The sequence below is a fragment of the Streptomyces sp. ATCC 21386 genome (genome assembly GCF_018728545.1).
Taxonomy (GTDB): Bacteria; Actinomycetota; Actinomycetes; order Streptomycetales; family Streptomycetaceae; genus Streptomyces.
Window position 1 is genome coordinate 6,084,074 of the sequence record NZ_JAAVVL010000001.1, and the last position, 14,333, is coordinate 6,098,406.

Consider the following 14,333-nt stretch of genomic DNA (forward strand, 5'->3'; position numbering starts at 1 on the left):
CCGTTGGTCTCGGGGTGGAGGCGTATGACTCAGGCTGTCGGTCCGGCGCGGAACGTGATCCTCACGGTGGATGACGATCCCGGGGTCTCCCGTGCGGTGGCGAGGGATCTGCGCCGCAGGTACGGCGAGTCGTACCGGATCGTGCGGGCTGAGTCCGGGCAGACGGCGCTGGACGCCCTGCGGGAGCTGAAGCTGCGCGGCGACCAGGTGGCGGTGATCCTGGCCGACTACCGCATGCCGGAGATGAACGGCATCGAGTTCCTGGAACAGGCCCTGGACGTCTATCCGGGGGCACGGCGGGTCCTGCTCACCGCGTACGCCGACACCGGCGCGGCGATCGACGCGATCAACGTCATCGACCTCGACCACTACCTGCTGAAGCCCTGGGACCCGCCGGAGGAGAAGCTCTATCCGGTCCTGGACGACCTGCTCCAGGCCTGGCGGGCCGCCGACCGTACCTGTGCGGGCACGACGAAGGTGGTCGGGCACCGCTGGTCGGCGCGGTCGTCGGGGGTACGGGAGTTCCTGGCGCGCAACCAGGTGCCGTACCGCTGGTTCTCCTCGGACGAGCCGGAGGGACGGCGGCTGCTCGCGGCGGCCGACGCGGACGGCACGCGGCTGCCGCTGGTCGTCACCCCGGACGGTACGCCGCTGGTGGCGCCGGAGGACCCGGAGCTGGCGGAGAAGGTGGGGCTGGCGACCACACCGGCCCAGGAGTTCTACGACCTGGTCGTCATCGGCGGCGGACCCGCCGGGCTCGGTGCCGCCGTGTACGGCGCCTCGGAGGGCCTGCGGACGCTCCTCGTCGAGCGGTCGGCCACGGGTGGTCAGGCGGGGCAGAGTTCACGGATCGAGAACTACCTCGGGTTCCCCGACGGGGTGTCCGGCGGTCAGCTCACCGGCCGGGCGCGCCGTCAGGCCGCCAAGTTCGGCGCGGAGATCCTCACGGCCCGTGAGGTGAGCGGTCTGGAGGTGAACGGGGCGGCGCGGACCGTCCGGTTCTCCGACGGCTCGGCGGTCGCCACGCACAGCGTGATCCTCGCGACCGGCGTGTCGTACCGGCAGCTCGCCGCACCGGGCTGCGCGGACCTCACCGGCTGCGGGGTGTTCTACGGTTCCGCCCTGACCGAGGCGCCCGGCTGCCAGGGGCACGACGTGTACATCGTGGGCGGCGCCAACTCTGCCGGGCAGGCGGCGATGTACCTGTCCCGGGGCGCCAAGTCGGTCACCCTCCTCGTGCGCGGCGAGTCGCTGACCGCGTCCATGTCGCACTATCTGATCCAGCAGCTCGCCGAGGCCCCCAACATCTTCGTGCGCCCCGGCACGATCGTGGAGGCCGCGCACGGCACGAACCAGTTGGAGCAGCTGACGCTGAAGGACGTGGCGAGCGGGCGCGAGGAACTCGTCGACGCGCAGTGGCTGTTCGTGTTCATCGGCGCCGAGCCGCACACCGACTGGCTGGAGGGGACCGTGCTGCGCGACGAGCGCGGGTTCATCGTGGCCGGGCCGGACATGACCCCGGACGGGGGCCCGCCGGCGGGCTGGGAGCTGGACCGGCCGCCGTACCACCTGGAGACCAACGTGCCCGGGGTGTTCGTCGCCGGGGACGCGCGGTCGGAGTCCGCGAAGCGGGTCGCGTCCGCCGTGGGAGAGGGAGCGATGGCCGTGATGCTGGTGCACAGGTATCTGGAGCAGTCATGACATCCGTCGGGGCGTCGTCGTGAGCGGGCAGCCGTCGCCGTGCGACCGGGCCGAGCTGCGCCGTCTGTTCCTGTTCGAGAAGCTGGACGACGAGCAGTTGGACCGGCTGTGCCGCGAGGGCCGGGTGGAGCGGTTCGAGCCGGGTCACGTCTACCGGGAGGGCGAGCCGGCCACCTGCTTCTTCGTGCTCCTGGAGGGCACGGTGGTGCTGTCGCGGCAGGTCGGCGACGACGACGTGGAGGTCAGCCGCAGCTCTCAGGTCGGGGTGTACGCGGGCGCCTTCCAGGCGTATCTCGGCGACCAGGCGGACCAGGCCCGGTACAAGGGCTCCATGCGGGTCACCGTCCCCTCCCGCTTCTACGTCCTGCCCGCGGCGGCCTTCGCCCAGATCATGCGCGACTGGTTCCCCATGGCGGTCCATCTGCTGGAGGGGCTGTTCTTCGGGAGCCAGAACACCCAGCGGACCATCAACCAGCGGGAACGGCTGCTGGCGCTGGGCTCGTTGTCGGCCGGGCTGACGCATGAGCTGAACAACCCGGCCGCGGCCGCCGTTCGCGCGACCTCGGCGCTGCGGGAGCGGGTGGCCGGGATGCGGCACAAGCTCGGGGCGATCGCCGCCGGCCCGTACAAGCGGGCGATGCTGGAGTCACTGGTGGATCTGCAGGAGCGGACGGCCGAGCAGGTCGCGAAGGCGACGCCGCTCAGTCCGCTGGAGGCCTCCGACCGGGAGGACGAGCTGACGGACTGGCTCGACGACCACGGGATCGCGGGCGGCTGGCAGCTCGCGCCGAACTTCGTGCAGGCCGGACTCGACACCGCGTGGCTGGACCAGGTCGCTCAGGCCGTGGACGAGCACACCCTGGAAGGGGCGGTGCGCTGGCTCAACTACACCGTCGAGACCGAGCTGTTGATGAACGAGATCGAGGACTCCACGACCCGTGTCACCCAGCTGGTCGACGCGGCGAAGCAGTACTCGCAGCTCGACCGCGCGCCCTACCAGAACGCCGACGTCCACGAACTCCTCGACAGCACCCTGCTGATGCTGTCCGGGAAGATCGGCGACCGCATCGAGGTGGTGAAGGAGTACGACCGCTCGCTGCCGCGCATCCCCGCGTATCCGGGCGAGCTGAACCAGGTGTGGACGAACCTGATCGACAACGCGGTCGCGGCGATCAACGACACGGGCGGCGCGGGCACGTTGAGGGTACGGACGGCACTGGACCACCGGGACCAGGTCCTGATCGAGTTCCAGGACACGGGCCCCGGCGTCCCCCCGGACATCAAGGGCCGGATCTTCGACCCCTTCTTCACGACCAAACCGGTCGGTCAGGGCACCGGGCTCGGCCTCGACATCTCCTGGCGCATCGTCGTCAACAAGCACCACGGACACATCGAGGTCCACTCCCGGCCGGGGGACACCCGCTTCCAGGTCTTCCTGCCGCTGACGGCACCGGCCGCCGACCTGGACGTCACGCTCGCCGACGACCCCGAGGAGACCTCATGACCCTGCCCGCCGGAATCGACCCCGCCGTTCCGCCGAGCGGCGACGGGTGCGTGGAGTGCGAGGAGGCCGGCGGCTGGTGGTTCCACCTGCGGCGCTGCGCCCAGTGCGGCCATGTCGGCTGCTGCGACTCCTCCCCGGCCCAGCACGCCACGGCCCACGCGGGGGCCACCGGGCATCCCTTCGTCCAGAGTTACGAGCCGGGTGAGTCGTGGTTCTGGAACTACGAGACGGACGAGATGTACGAGTCGGGACCGGAGCTCGCGCCGCCCCTCAGCCATCCCGAGGGGCAGCCGTCACCTGGCCCTGCGGGGCGCGTCCCGCGGGACTGGACGTCGGCGCTACGGTGAGCTGAGCGGGGGGAGCTCGGGCATTCGGGTGCGTTGTCGTCTGCGGGCCCGGTGGGGCTTTCTCGCGCAGTTCCCTGCGCCCCTAAAAACAACGGCCCGGCGGGCATGAAAAGCACGGGGCGCAGCCCCTGCTTTTCAGGGGCGCGGGGAACTGCGCGAGAAGCCCCACTCACCCGCACCCGACGACGCACCCTACGACCCACCCGCCCCCGCACCCCAGGAACACCGGCCCCACCGAACGGAGTGACATCGTGTTGATCGGGATCGGCGAGATCCAGGACGCCGCCCAGCGGATCGCCGGCCACGTCGTGCGGACGCCCACCGTGCCGAGCCCGGGGCTGTCCGCGCTGCTCGGCGCCCCGGTGACCACGAAGCTGGAACTGCTGCAGCGCACCGGCTCGTTCAAGGCGCGCGGCGCCACGGCGAAGCTGCTGACGCTCTCGGAGGCGGAGCGGGCCGCCGGGGTCGTGGCGGTCAGCGGTGGCAACCACGGCATCGCGCTGGCGCACATGGCCGCCGCCCTGCACATCAAGGCGACCGTGGTGATGTCCCGGTCCGCTCCCCGCCGGGCCGCCGACCTCGTCGAGGCCGCCGGCGCCTCGCTGCGGCTCACGGACGGGATGGCGGAGGCGTTCGCGCTCACCGAGCGGCTCCGGTCGGAGGGCCTCACCCTGGTCCACCCGTTCGACGACCCGTTGGTGATCGCCGGGCAGGGCACCGTGGGCCTGGAGTTCGCCGAGGACCTCGGGAACTCCGGGGCGACGGCGGCCACCGGGGACACCGGCGTGCCCACGGACGTGCTCGTCAGCATCGGTGGCGGCGGCCTCGTCGCCGGCGTGGCCGCCGCCTTCAGGGCACTGCTGCCCGGCGTCCGCGTCTGGGGCGTGGAAACCGTCGGCGCCACGGCGATGGCCGACGCGATCGCGGCGGGCGGACCCGTGACCGTCCCTCTCTCCTCCGTCGTCACCACACTCAGCGCCCCGTCCGTCTCCCGGCTCACCTACGACCATGTGACCGCCCTCGTCGAGGACGTCCTCGTGGTCTCCGACGCCGAGGCGGTGCAAGGGGTCCTGGACCTCGCCGAGCACGGCAAGGTGTGGACAGAGCCGGCCGCCGGCTGTCTGCTGCCCGCCGCCCGGCAGGTCCTCGAACGCGTCGGGGACGGCGCCCGGCTGGGCCTCGTGGTCTGCGGCGGGAACGCGACGACGGCCGACATCGCGGAATGGGCCCGCCGGTTCGAACTGCGGTGACAGGCAGTCTCTGCCCCAAGGCCCTTGTCAGGCGCCTCACTTGAGGACAGCTCCCGGTCTGCGGTCACCCGGCATAATGCTCGGGTGACCACCCCCACCCCCCTCCCGGGTCCGCACCCGCCCGAGCGCACCCCCGTCGTCATCGTCGGCGCCGGACCGGCCGGGCTCACCGTCGGCAACATCCTGCGCGCCGCCTCCGTGGACTGCGTGGTGCTGGAGACCGGGAGCCGCGAGTACATCGAGCGGCGACCCCGGGCCGGGTTCCTGGAGGAGTGGGCGGTGCGCGCCCTGGAGCGGCGCGGACTGGCCGGGCGGCTCCTGGAACGGGCCCCGGTGCACACGGAGTTCGAGTTCCGTTTCGCGGGTGGGCGGCAGCGCTTCCCGTACACGGAGATCACCGGTCATCACCACTACGTCTACCCGCAGCCGCTGCTCGTGACGGATCTGGTCCGGGAGTACGCGGACGTCCGGGGCGGTGACATCCGGTTCGGCGTGCGCGAGGTCGCGCTGCACGACATCGACGGCGAGCAGCCGTCCGTGTCGTACGTGGACCCGGCGACCGGTGAACGGCACGTCCTGGCCTGTGAGTTCGTCGCCGGCTGTGACGGTGCCCGCGGTGTCACGCGGACCGTGCTGCCGGCCGGGCACGCCACGGTCGCCCGGCACGACCACGGGGTCGGATGGCTGGCGCTGCTCGCCGAGGCACCCCCGTCGTCCGACTGCGTCGTCCTCGGTGTGCATCCCCGGGGCTTCGCGGGGCACATGGCGCGCAGCCCCGAGGTCACCCGCTACTACCTGGAGGTCCCGGCCGGCGACGACCCGGCGAACTGGCCGGACGACCGGGTCTGGTCGGAGCTGCACGCCCGCCTCGCGGCGCCCGGCGCACGACCGCTCACCGAGGGCCCGCTGGTCGAGAAGCGGGTGCTCGACATGCACAACTACGTCACCGAACCGATGGCGTACGGCCGGCTGTACCTCGCCGGTGACGCCGCGCACCTCGTCGCACCCATCGCCGCGAAGGGCATGAACCTGGCCCTGTACGACGCCCTGCTGCTGGCGGACGCCCTGACCGCCCGCCTCCGCACGGGCGACGACCGTGGGCTGCGCGGCTATTCGGACGCCTGTCTGCGCCGGGTCTGGCACTACCAGGAGTTCTCGCAGTGGCTGGCGGAGCTGCTGCACGGGCCGTCGTCCGGCGACCCGTTCCGGGCCGGTGCCGCCACCGCGAGGCTCCGCCGGGTGCTCGGTTCCCCCGCCGCCGCGTCGACCTTCGCGGAGCTTTTCATCGGCAAGGGAACCGATCACTGATCCCGGGCGGTCGTCGGGACGTTCAGTGGCCGTCGTGGCAGCAGCCGTCCCGGCGCATCAGCCGGCCGACCTCCAGCCAGTCCTCCTCCGTCCCAGCGGCCTTCACCCGTCGGGCGGAGGGCCGGTAGGCGGCCACCAACTCCTCGGTGGTGTACGGCGTTCCGCCCCGCAGCACCGTCACCGTGCGGACGAGGTCGGTGAAGTCCGTGAAGGGGTCGCCGTCGACGATCGTCAGGTCGGCGAGCTTGCCCGTCTCGACCGTGCCGAGGTCGTCCTCGAGACCGAAGAGCCGGGCCGGAAGGACGGTCGCGGTGCGCAGGGTCTCGGCGGGGCTGAGGCCCCCGGAGTGCAGGGCGCGCAGGGCGAGGTGGAGGAAGAGGCCGACGGGGCCGAGCGGCTGGTCGGTACCGAGGGCGACGACGCCGCCCGCCGCGAGGATCCGCCGGTAGATGTCGGTCTCGGTGCGCAGCGCGGCGAGCTGGGCGGGGGTCGGCGGGACCCCCGCGCCCTGCCGGACGACGGCCGCGTCCCACGGCGGCATGACGACCGTGACCCGGGGGTCGTCGGCCAGCGCCGGGTCGGCGCCCATGAGGGGTGAGGCCGTGAAGGGGGTCGCGATCAGGGAGAAGTCCACTCCCTGCCGGGTGTAGATCTCGGCCACGTCCTGGTAGGCCCGCCCGGTCATGGTGATGGCATGACCGAACTCCGCGCGCTGGGTGGCCTGGAGATGGGTCGTCAGGTCCTGGCCGAGCTGGACTCCCGGGGAGAGCAGATGGCCGCCGGTGCGCACGCCGAGGCGTTCGTGGGCGAAGCGCGCGGCCTCGCTCATCACCCAACCGGGCGCCCGCACATAGGTCTTGACGAAGTCCCAGTCGAGGGCCTCGGCTCGTTCGAGGGAGCGGCGCAGTCCGGCCCTCGTGCGGTGGGCACGACCCATGCTGTACGCGACCCGGGCACCGTCGAGGAGTTCGCCGGTGGTGAGGAGCCGGGGTCCGGCGAGCCGGCCGGCGTTCACCTCCTCGCGGATGCGTGCCTGTTCGTGGGCGAAGCCGCCCAGGGAGACGGCGGTGGTGACACCGTAGGTGAGCTGTCCGGTGGCCTGGCGGCTGCCGTAGGTGCTCTGCCAGGGGTGGGTGTGGCTGTCCCAGAGGCCGGGGATCACGGTGTGCGCGGAGGCGTCGATCCGGCGGAGCGCGGCGCGGCGTTTGCCCCGGTGCGCTTCCACGGCGGTGATCCGGCCGCCGCGTACGACGATGTCGACGTCGTCGCGGACCGTCTCGCCGGTGCCGTCCCACACCTGCCCCGCGTGGACGACGATGTCGGCGGGGGTGGGCCGGGTACGGTCCAGCGGCACGCGGACGGTACGGGTGTGCTCGCCGGAGACGTCGATCAGCCGGAGCCTGGTGCCGGACTGGTAGAGCAGGGTCCTGGAGTCGCCCGACCAGCTGGGGTGGTCGGCCGGTTCGGTGGTGAGGGTGCGCAGTCCGCCGCGCGGGGTGCCGTCGGGGGCTACGGGCAGTAGACAGAGCGCGGACTCGACGATCACGGCCATCCAGCGTCCGTCGGGTGACCAGACGGGTCCGGAGTCGTAGCGGTCGGCGATGGATGTGTGGGGCGCGACCGTGTGCAGCCGGTCGGCGCCGGTCGTGGCGTCGACGACCCGGATCAGGTTGTAGCCCTCCCGGAAGCGGGCGCCCAGACGGTTGCGATCGCACAGTGCGAGATGGCGGCCGTCGGGCGACCAGCTCGGCCTGCCGGGGATTCCGCCGCCGCCGAGCGGTGCCACGAGGACGCGTTCCGCACCGCTCGCCAGGTCCCGGACGACCAGCCGGCCGGCCAGGTCGAGGCACGCGAGCCGCTCGCCGTCGGGCGAGAGCGCGGGCATGACCCGGCCGCCGGTCGCGAGGGCGCTCTCCTCACCGGTGGCCGGATCGTGTCGGTAGACGCCGAGCAGTCCGTCGCGGTCGTCGGCGTAGACGAGCGAGCGCCCGTCGGGTGCCCAGGAGGGCGCGAGCAGGGTGCGGGTGGGCGGCGACTCGCGCAACCTCTTCGGTCGGCGACCGCCCGAGGTGCCGGCCACCCAGAGCGAGTTGAGGGCGGCGAAGGCGATGCTGCGGCCGTCCGGCGACAGCGCGGGCAGGTGGATGCCGCGCACGGGGCGGACCCGCTCCTGGCCGAGGTCGTACTCCTTGACGCGGTAGCGCGGCCGCTTCACCGGGAGGACGCCCTCGAAGGGGATCTCCTCCGGCTCCGCGGGTTCCTCGGGGCGTACGAGGGTGAAGGCGCCGTCGAGCGTGACCAGCAGTCGGCCGTCGGCCGTCCAGCGGGGTGGCACGGGCGCGAGGTCGCCGTCGACCGGGACGGGCTTCCCGGCAACGACCAGGGTGCAGGAGCCGTTCGGGGAGGCGGTGGTGCGCAGGTGGGCGAGACGGCCGTCGGCGGCGAGGGCGGGGGTCATGACCTGGGCCGCGGCGGTCTCGGTGTGTTCGACGGTGACCGCACCGGTGCCGTCGGCGGCCACGGCGGCGATCGTGCGGGACTCGACGGAGGGGGTGGCGCCGGTGGTGATGACCTTGGCCCGCACGAACAGCAGCCGGGTGCCGTCCGGTGACCAGGTGGGGTCGAAGTCCTCCCACGGGCCGTCCTGGAGGGGGCCTCCCTGGTCGGGCAGGCCGGTGACGGGGGTGATGGCGCCGGTGCCCAGGTGCAGGACGTGGATGCGGTAGGGGCTGCCGCCGGAGGGGGCGTCGGGGTCGCCGCCGCGCTCGGAGCCGAAGGCGAGCCGGGTGCCGTCGGGCGACCAGGCCGGTGCGCGGTCGTCCCAGGGGCCGTCGGTGCGCTGCCTCAGGTCGGAGCCGTCGGGGCGCATGGTCCACAGGTGGAAGCCGCCGCCCTGGTAGGCGCAGAACGCGACGAGATCGCCGTCCGGGGAGTGGGTGGGCCGGTTGGGTTCGAGGCCGGCCGGGGTGAGGGGGACCGCCTGGCCGCCGCCGCGCGGGAGTGACCACAGACCGCTCTGGACCTCGGCGATCAGTGTGTCGCCGGCGGGCGCGAGGGTCGCCGAGCCGTTGGTGGCCCGGGTGAAGGTGAGGGAGAGGGCCGCGTCGGCGGTACGGGGCCGGGCGGCCGCGGGGGCGGCCCTGTCTCTTATACACATCTGACGCGGGGTGGGGTGGGGCGACTCTGGTCACGGTCCATGACATGGCACGCTCGCGCACCACACGGCCCACGGGCAACACCGCCATTCACGCCACCGGGTGCCGTCACCCGCCGGTGTGACGGCGGCGGATCCAGGCCGGGAGAGCGAACCAGCACAGCAGGTACCAGAGGACCACGCAGCCGACGAGCCACGGCACGTACTCGTCGTGGGTGGCCACGCGCAGGATCAGCAGCAGGGCCGCCGTCATCGTGGCGAGGAGGAGGATCAGGCCGACGACGGTCAGTCTGCTCGCCCACTCGACGGCGGCGGGTTTGATACGGCGTCCGGCGACGATCCGGTGGAAGGAGACGGGGCCGATCAGGGCGCCGGTGGCGGCGGCGCCGAGGACGACGGTGACGATGTAGATGGTCTTCTCCGTCTGCGGCAGTCCGTCGTAGCGCGGGGTGAAGACGACGGTGAGCAGGAAGCCGAACAGGATCTGCACGCCGGTCTGGGCGACCCGCACCTCCTGGATGAGTTCGCTCCAGCGGCGGTCGGCCCGCTCGTCCTCGGTCTCGTCGCGGCCTCGGCCCTGGTTGCCGTGCACCTCGGTCACAGGTCCTCCCGGTCGGTCGGTGTGCTTTTCCCTGAATGGTGCCGCGACCCCGCCGCTCTGGCCCACCCCACCGACGCTTCACTCGCACGAGTGAATCCAGATGGCGGATCGGTCACTTGTGCCCATGCCCGGCCTAACGTGATCACCGTGACCGACTCCTCAGCAACGTCCCGCCGGGGTTTCCTCCTCGGCACCGCCGCCCTCGCCCTCACCCCGCAGCTCGTCCGCCAGGACCCGGCCGCCGCCGCGGCCGAACTGCCCGGCTTCCCCGCGGACGTCGAGCTGTACAGGTCGGTGTACCGCAACTGGGACGGGGAGATCACCGCGTCCGGCCTGTGGGCGTGCGCGCCGGCCGACGCGGAACAGGTCGTGGCGGTCGTCAACTGGGCACGGCGGCAGGGTTGGACGGTCCGCGCACGCGGCCACTCCCACGGCTGGTCGCCCCTGACGATCACCCCCGGTACCGACTCGGACGCCCCGGTGCTGCTCGTCGACACGACCGCGCACCTCACCGCCATGACCCTGGAGTCCACCGAGCCGGCCGCCGTCCGGGTGGGCTCCGGCGCCTCGCTGGAAGCGATGCTGACCTTCCTGGAGGGCCACGGCCTCGGAGTGACCGCCTGCCCCGCGCCCGGTGACCTCTCCCTCGGCGGCGCCCTCGCGGTCGACGCGCACGGCACGGCCGTACCCGCGGCCGGGGAGACACGGCCGCCCGGCCACACGTACGGGTCGCTCAGCAATCTCGTGCTGTCGCTGACGGCGGTGGTGTGGGACGCCGACAGCGACGCCTACGTCCTGCGGACCTTCCGGCGGGACGACGCGGACGGGGCCGCGCTGCTCACCCATGTCGGCCGCGCGCTGGTCACGGAGGCCGTGCTGCGGGTGGGGGCGAACAGCAATCTGCGGTGCCTGAGCCGGACCGACATCCCGGCCGGGGAGCTGTTCGCCGCGCCCGGCTCCGGAGGGCGGACGTTCGCGAGCTTCCTGGACGAGGCGGGGCGCCTGGAGGCGATCTGGTTCGCGTTCACCGACTTCCCCTGGTTCAAGGTGTGGAGCGTCGAGCCGACCCGTCCGCTCACCTCGCGGCGCGTGACCTCGCCGTACAACTACCCCTTCTCGGACAACGTGCCGAAGGTCGTCGCCGACCTCGTCGGGCGGATGGTGTCCGACGCCGCCTGGTATCTCGCGCCGGTGCTGGGCAACGCGCAGCTGACCACGGCCACGCTGGGGCTGACGACCACGTTCTCGGCGGACATCTGGGGGCCGTCGAAGAACACGCTCCTCTATCTGAAGCCGACCACGCTGCGGGTCACGGCCAACGGGTACGCGGTGCTCACCTCACGGGACCAGGTACAGCGCGTGGTCTCCGAGTTCGCGGCGTTCTACCGGGAGCGGCTCGCCGCGTACGCGGCCCGGGGGCGGTACCCCGTCAACGGGTCGGTGGAGATCAGGGTCACCGGACTCGACGACCCGGCGGACGTCGGGGTGGCCGGCGCCCGCGCTCCGCTGCTGTCGGCGCTGCGGCCGCGCGCCGACCGGCCCGAGTGGGACACCGCCGTGTGGCTGGATGTGCTGACGCTGCCGGGGACGCCGGACGCGGAGGCGTTCTTCCGGGAGCTGGAGCGGTTCCTGCTCACCACGTACGACGGTGGTCACGCCCTCACCCGGGTCGAGTGGTCCAAGGGCTGGGGCTACACGGACGAGGCCGCCTGGCGCGACGAGGAAGTGCTCGGCACGGTCGTGCCGGCGTCCTTCGACGACGGCGCGGGGCCGGGCTGGGCCGGTGCGCGGGAGGTCCTGGACCGGCTCGACCCGCACCGGGTCTACGGGAACGCCTTCCTCGACCGACTGTTCCCGTGAGCGAATCCGGCGCCCGGCCGAGGAGGACGCGCCCCGCTCTTCGACAGCTCGTCCTCCTGCCGTGCCTCACACCTTGCGCCAGCGCGCCATGGCGAACGAGAACAGACCGAACAGGACCAGCCCGACCGCGACACAGGCCAGCAGCGCCGGGCCGGCGGGGGAGTCGGCGAAGGAGCGGAGGGTGTCGTCGAGCCCCTTGGCCTTGTCGGGCTCGTACTCGATCGCGGCGCGCACGGCGAAGACACCGGCCGTGGCGAACACCAGGCCGCGCGCGATCCCGCCGACCACACCGGTGACGTCGACGAGGCGGCGCGTGCGCCGTGACATCTCGCCGAGCCGGAGGTGCTTGTGGTACGAGCGCATCGCGGCGCGTACGCCGATCCAGCCGCCCGCGGCGATCACGCCGAGACCCGCCGCGCCCACGAGCCACTGGCCGCCGGGGAGTTCGAGCGCGCGGGCCGTCACGTCCCGGGACTGCTCGTCGCTGGACCCGCCGCCCCCTCCGCCGCTGCCCCCGCCCGCCGCGAAGGTCAGCACCGAGTAGGCGACGAAGGCGTAGAAGACGAAGCGCGCGGCGGACGCGAGCCGCTTGGTCCACTTACGGCCGTCGGGGCCCGCCGCCCCGAACACGGCCTCCGACAACCGCCACAGCGCCATGCCCACCAGGCCGATGCCCAGGGCCCACAGCATCACGGAACCCAGCGGCCTCTCGGAGATCTCCTCCAGGGCGCCCTGCCGGTCCGCCTGCTCCGAACTCCCGCCGAACGCGATCTGCAGGGCCAGCGCCCCGACCAGCAGATAGATGACGCCACGCGCGGTCAGTCCGGCGCGGGCCGCACCCTCGGTCACCGAACTCCGCGCCGCGCGCCCGCCCACCCCCAGAGTCGTCATCAGCCGCGCCCCTCCCGCCCCTCGACCCGCAGCTGGAGCTGGACCTCCTGGTCACCGGCCTCGACGCCGACCTGGCGCACGGCGTACTCCTCCTCCAGCGCGGACCGCAGCAGCCGTACGGCCGGCGGGCTGCCCTGGACCTCGACCGTGACGGGCGCGGACGGCGACTCGGGGTGCGGGCCGGCGCCGGTGGTGACGGTGGCGGCCGTGTCGTACATGCCGGTCCACATCGTGGGCCGGTCGGTGCCGGTCTCGTGCGGCGGGTCGTCGGGGCGCCGGTCGGACTCGAAGTGGGCGCGCAGACAGGCGAAGACGCGTTCGGCGTCCTGGGCGGAGCAGTCGCAGAGCACGACCTCCACCTGGGACACGGGCAGACTGGGCAGGGTCACGAGCCTTCTCCCTCGTGTGACGACAGGGTGCGGGTACCCCGGGTACCCCCATGGTGTGCCCGAAACGGGGTTCTCGCAGGTCGCGGGATCCGCCCGGCACCGCGCGGGCCGTGGGCTATGTTGAGTGCTCGTGGGAGACGAAGGAGGCGCGCGGGTGGCATCGCCGCAGCAGGCACGTGCGCAGGCATCAGCGATCACGTCGGGGCGGACGGCCGCGGACACCGAGCAGTCGCCCACGTCCCGGCTCAGGGAGCTGTTCGACGGCCCCCGGCTGTCCCCGGGGCAGCGGCGGATCGCCCAGTACCTGATCGAGCACATCACCGAGGCCGCGTTCCTGTCGATCACCGATCTCGCGGAACGGGTCGGCGTCAGCCAGCCCTCGGTGACCCGGTTCGCGGCCGCCGTCGGTTTCAGCGGCTACCCCGCGCTGCGGGAGCGGCTCCAGGCCATCGCGCTCGCCACCCTCGGCAGCGCCCCGGGGATCTCCGCGGCGGACCGCAGCAACGAACTGCAGGCCGCCGTGGACGCCGAGATCGAGAACCTGGAGAACCTGCGGCGCGACTTCGCCGACCCCGACCAGGTCATCGAGATCGGCCGTGCCCTGTCCCGCTCGGCCCCGCTGACCGTCCTCGGCCTCCGGATCTCCGGCGCGCTCGCCGAGTACTTCGCTTACGCCGCCCGCCGTATCCACCCCGACGTCCGGCTGGTGACGAAGGGCGGCACGGTCGCCTACGACGCGCTGCTGCAGTCCCGCGAGGCGGGGGGCACCTGGGTCCTGGCCTTCTCCATGCCGCGGCACGCACACGAGACCCTGACCGCGCTGCGGGTCGCCCACGGCGCCGGCCTCAGGGTGGCCCTGGTGACCGATCTGGCGCTCGGGCCGCTCGCGGACGAGGCCGACGCCGTCTTCGCCACGGGCACCGGCTCACGCCTGGTCTTCGACTCCTACGCGGCGCCCGTGATGATGTCCTCCGCCCTGCTCCAGGCCATGACCGACGCAGATCCTGAGCGCACCCAGGCCCGCCTGGAGGCGTACGAGCAGGTCTCGGAGCAGCACCAGTTCTTCCTGCGGGACTGATCCCGTTCGCCCCGGTCTGGTCCGGACAGCAGGGGATTATTCACCCCTTTCGCGACATGAATTTTTTCATGCCCTTGCAAACTCATCGGTATATATAAATACTGCTCGCGGATCGTGACCCGGGGGACTCCGGGGCACGCCGTCCGCCCGGGTCCGTCCGCTCCTACCCGCAACGGCGCCCCGGGTGAGGCGGCCCCGGCCATCCCCTATGCCGGGGCCGCCCAGACTCCACACCCGTTGCACACAATGG

The 14,333-nt window shown here is 72.8% G+C and carries 11 protein-coding genes; 7 read left to right on the forward strand and 4 right to left on the reverse strand.

The features are described from left to right. Positions 1 to 24 precede the first annotated feature (24 nt). From GWK25_RS26120 to GWK25_RS26140, 5 genes are all read left to right on the forward strand, one after another. A complete protein-coding gene (locus GWK25_RS26120) occupies positions 25 to 1,701 on the forward strand; it encodes an FAD-dependent oxidoreductase (protein ID WP_215453582.1) in 1,677 nt (558 codons plus the stop codon). A 19-nt stretch (positions 1,702 to 1,720) separates the two neighbouring features. Further along, positions 1,721 to 3,205 (forward strand): ATP-binding protein, encoded by a 1,485-nt coding sequence (locus GWK25_RS26125; protein WP_215453584.1) that lies wholly within the window; start codon positions 1,721 to 1,723, stop codon positions 3,203 to 3,205. Beyond that, positions 3,202 to 3,552, forward strand: a complete 351-nt coding sequence (locus GWK25_RS26130; RefSeq protein WP_215453586.1) for a UBP-type zinc finger domain-containing protein — start codon at positions 3,202 to 3,204, stop codon at positions 3,550 to 3,552. The genes GWK25_RS26125 and GWK25_RS26130 overlap by 4 nt, the downstream gene beginning before the upstream one ends. Positions 3,553 to 3,806: 254 nt before the next feature. Beyond that, on the forward strand, positions 3,807 to 4,802 hold the full coding sequence (locus tag GWK25_RS26135) for a pyridoxal-phosphate dependent enzyme (protein WP_215457584.1): 996 nt from the start codon (positions 3,807 to 3,809) through the stop codon (positions 4,800 to 4,802). Positions 4,803 to 4,886: 84 nt separating this feature from the next. Continuing rightward, the gene (locus GWK25_RS26140) at positions 4,887 to 6,110 is read left to right on the forward strand and encodes a 4-hydroxybenzoate 3-monooxygenase (RefSeq protein WP_215453588.1); all 1,224 of its coding nucleotides are present in this window, start codon (positions 4,887 to 4,889) and stop codon (positions 6,108 to 6,110) included. Between the two features lie 22 nt (positions 6,111 to 6,132). On the opposite strand, the gene GWK25_RS26145 is transcribed toward GWK25_RS26140, so the two are convergent. Together GWK25_RS26145 and GWK25_RS26150 are read right to left on the reverse strand one after the other, a co-directional pair. After that, positions 6,133 to 9,267 carry an amidohydrolase family protein gene (locus GWK25_RS26145; RefSeq protein WP_215453590.1) on the reverse strand — a complete coding sequence of 1,045 codons (3,135 nt, stop codon included), beginning with the start codon at positions 9,265 to 9,267 and terminating at the stop codon, positions 6,133 to 6,135. A 106-nt stretch (positions 9,268 to 9,373) separates the two neighbouring features. Further along, the gene (locus GWK25_RS26150) at positions 9,374 to 9,865 is read right to left on the reverse strand and encodes a DUF6328 family protein (protein ID WP_215453592.1); all 492 of its coding nucleotides are present in this window, start codon (positions 9,863 to 9,865) and stop codon (positions 9,374 to 9,376) included. Between the two features lie 147 nt (positions 9,866 to 10,012). Between GWK25_RS26150 and GWK25_RS26155 the strand changes: the two genes are divergently transcribed. Beyond that, entirely contained in the window at positions 10,013 to 11,725 is a 1,713-nt protein-coding gene (locus GWK25_RS26155) for a cholesterol oxidase substrate-binding domain-containing protein (RefSeq protein ID WP_215453593.1), read from the forward strand. A gap of 66 nt (positions 11,726 to 11,791) precedes the next feature. Here the strand turns inward: GWK25_RS26155 and GWK25_RS26160 are convergent, their stop codons facing one another. Then, positions 11,792 to 12,616 (reverse strand): DUF1206 domain-containing protein, encoded by an 825-nt coding sequence (locus tag GWK25_RS26160; protein WP_215453594.1) that lies wholly within the window; start codon positions 12,614 to 12,616, stop codon positions 11,792 to 11,794. Then, positions 12,616 to 13,005, reverse strand: coding sequence for a hypothetical protein (locus GWK25_RS26165; RefSeq protein WP_215453595.1), 390 nt, complete (start codon positions 13,003 to 13,005; stop codon positions 12,616 to 12,618). The genes GWK25_RS26160 and GWK25_RS26165 overlap by 1 nt, the downstream gene beginning before the upstream one ends. Positions 13,006 to 13,159: 154 nt before the next feature. Here GWK25_RS26165 and GWK25_RS26170 point away from each other — a divergent pair, with 154 nt between their 5' ends. Then, on the forward strand, positions 13,160 to 14,083 hold the full coding sequence (locus GWK25_RS26170; protein WP_215453596.1) for a MurR/RpiR family transcriptional regulator: 924 nt from the start codon (positions 13,160 to 13,162) through the stop codon (positions 14,081 to 14,083). Positions 14,084 to 14,333 lie beyond the last annotated feature (250 nt).

Bases quoted from the DNA above. Each gene is read 5' to 3' on its own strand.
- GWK25_RS26145 (WP_215453590.1), bottom strand. From the start codon at position 9,267: ATGTGTATAAGAGACAGGGCCGCCCCCGCGGCCGCCCGGCCCCGTACC.
- GWK25_RS26120 (WP_215453582.1), top strand. From the start codon at position 25: ATGACTCAGGCTGTCGGTCCGGCGCGGAACGTGATCCTCACGGTGGAT.
- GWK25_RS26160 (WP_215453594.1), bottom strand. From the start codon at position 12,616: ATGACGACTCTGGGGGTGGGCGGGCGCGCGGCGCGGAGTTCGGTGACC.
- GWK25_RS26130 (WP_215453586.1), top strand. From the start codon at position 3,202: ATGACCCTGCCCGCCGGAATCGACCCCGCCGTTCCGCCGAGCGGCGAC.